The 2,119-nt window shown below is 70.1% G+C and carries 3 protein-coding genes; 2 read left to right on the forward strand and 1 reads right to left on the reverse strand.

Going from position 1 to position 2,119, the window contains the following annotated elements:
* A partial coding sequence (locus HY703_03135; protein ID MBI4544171.1) for an Ig-like domain-containing protein occupies positions 1–383 on the reverse strand: 383 nt, incomplete at its 3' end.
* Positions 384–1,102: 719 nt separating this feature from the next.
* Between HY703_03135 and HY703_03140 the strand changes: the two genes are divergently transcribed.
* Together HY703_03140 and HY703_03145 are read left to right on the forward strand one after the other, a co-directional pair.
* Entirely contained in the window at positions 1,103–1,699 is a 597-nt protein-coding gene (locus HY703_03140; protein ID MBI4544172.1) for a cupredoxin family copper-binding protein, read from the forward strand.
* 126 nt (positions 1,700–1,825) lie between these two features.
* Positions 1,826–1,990 carry a hypothetical protein gene (locus HY703_03145; GenBank protein MBI4544173.1) on the forward strand — a complete coding sequence of 55 codons (165 nt, stop codon included), beginning with the start codon at positions 1,826–1,828 and terminating at the stop codon, positions 1,988–1,990.
* Positions 1,991–2,119: the final 129 nt, after the last annotated feature.

Here is a 2,119-nt window from a genome sequence, read left to right on the forward strand (position 1 = left end):
GTGACCAGGCCCGTCGAGGTCACTGTGGCGACCGCCGCATTCGATGTGGAGAAGGAAACGGCGACGTTGCGCGCGTTCTGGACCACGGCGGTGAGCTGGGCGCTCTCGCCGGTGCGCAGCGTGAGCGTATCCGGGGTTAGCTCGATCTGGACGGCGGGCAGCTCCACGGGCCCGTCGTCGCAGGCGTGGAGCCCGAGCACGATAGCAGACAGCAGGACGGCCAGCAGGCACGGCAGATCGCCCCGGCCTCGCCGAAAACGATCAAAACGGCCCCGTCCGGCACCACGGTGGCCGGCCGCCACGATCCAGCTCTTCTTCAAACCGCCGCTCTCACAAAAAGATCTCGTGCGGCTCAGCGTAGTGGCTGGGAGGTAGCGTGTCAAGCATGGCTCTTGCACGGCCCCATAGGCCAGGCGTATGCTCGACGAAGGGGCCGCGGTGTGGGGAGCGTCATGGGGAGTCAACGCCGCGGCCCGGGATGCAGCGCCACTCGAATATGGGCGGATCTCTGACTCGGGACCCTGGATTCCGGAGGCGGATGGTGGCCGTCTCGAAGCGTATACTCCCGCTCCTCGTCGCCCTGTCCGCCCTCACCGGCCAGAGCGCGGCCGGACAGTCCGTCCTGGACCGCTCGCCCAACCTTGCCGGCGGCTGGGTCGGCTCCCCCAGTACCCTCTACTTCCACTTCCTGCACCGCTTCGACGCCAGCGACCCGCCGCTCCGCAAGGTCAGCAACTGGCCCACTTTCCTGCTGGGCTTTGCCCTCCCCGGCCACGCCCTGCTGGGCATCCACTACGCCACCAACTCGCTGGTCGCGCCCGGCATTCCCAACGAGTGGGAGTACTTCGCCCGCTATGCGCCCCTGCTCGAGACGCGCGGCGCGCCCCTGGATCTGGCGCTGCAGGCCGGCTACAACCTCGCAGCCGAGAGTGTGGATGGCGAGCTCACGCTGGCCCGCGAGCTCGGACTGCTCCGCCTGATTGCCGCGTTGCGCGCGTTCTCCAGTGCCTTCGACACGGGCGACGAGCGCCTCGCCCTCGCCGGCGGACTCCGGCTCCGGCTCGGCCGGCTCCCCCTCGCGCTGGCCGGCGACATTGCCTCGATGCTGGACTCTGAGGAGCCCACCGGGCAAGGCAACGAAGAGGACATCGCCTGGAGCGCCGGCATTCAGCTTGCCATCCCGTACACGCCCCATACGCTTTCGCTGCACGCCGCCAACAGCATAACGAGCACGCTCCAGGGCGCGTCCCGCGGCAGTGGAACCATTCGCTACGGCTTCGAGTTCACTATCCCGCTCCACCTGCGCCGCTACTTCGGCGGCGGCGCGCCCGCAGCCGCCGAGGCGCCCCCGCACGGCGCGGGGGAGGAAGCGCCGGCCGCCGGCAAGCCCGCGGAGGCGGAGGCGGGGGAAGAGCCGGTGCCGGAGGCTGGGGGCGAGCCGGCAGCGGCGGCGGCGGTGCGCGTCTCCATTCGCGACTTCGCCTTTGCGCCCGCCCGTCTCGAGGTGGCGGCCGGCAGCACGGTGACCTGGACCAACAACGACCAGTTGGCTCACAGCGCCACCGCGGACGCCGGCGACTGGGAATCCGGGTTGATCCAGCCGGGCCGCAGCTCGAGTCGCAAGTTCGAGAAGCCAGGAACCTACGCCTACCATTGCACGCCGCACCCCTTCATGAAGGCCGTGGTAGTCGTACGCTAGCTGCGCGCTCGCTGCCACGGTGGCGCAGCCGCGCCCGGCTGCCCCTGGGCGCCGCCGGTCTGGCGGCCGCCGCTGCGGTCGCGTGCTTCTCGGACCGCGAGCCGTCGAGCCCGGCGGAGCGAAACTGTGCGCGGCGCCACCATGTCCTTCAAGATCGAGGTCGAGCCGGGCGCGCTGCCCCAGCTCGAGATCGAGCCGGCGGACGTCGAGGTGCGCACGGACACGCAGATTGTCGTGGTACCGGAAGTCCAGGTGCAGCCCGAGAGGCGGGATACGACGCCCGGGCCTTAGTGGTCGAATGCGCAAGTACGGTCGGGGTCGGCCACTTGGCGGCCCCCGGCCACCCGTGGGTCCCGCTTACACTTTGAGGAAGATGCGCCGCCGGTAGAGCACGGCCATGATGCCCAGCCAGAACAGCAC

It is taken from the genome of Gemmatimonadota bacterium, from assembly GCA_016209965.1.
Classification (GTDB): domain Bacteria; phylum Gemmatimonadota; class Gemmatimonadetes; order Longimicrobiales; family RSA9; genus JACQVE01.

Excerpts from the sequence above, each read along its gene's own strand:
- HY703_03140 (MBI4544172.1), top strand. The coding sequence starts at position 1,103 with ATGCTGGACTCTGAGGAGCCCACCGGGCAAGGCAACGAAGAGGACATC.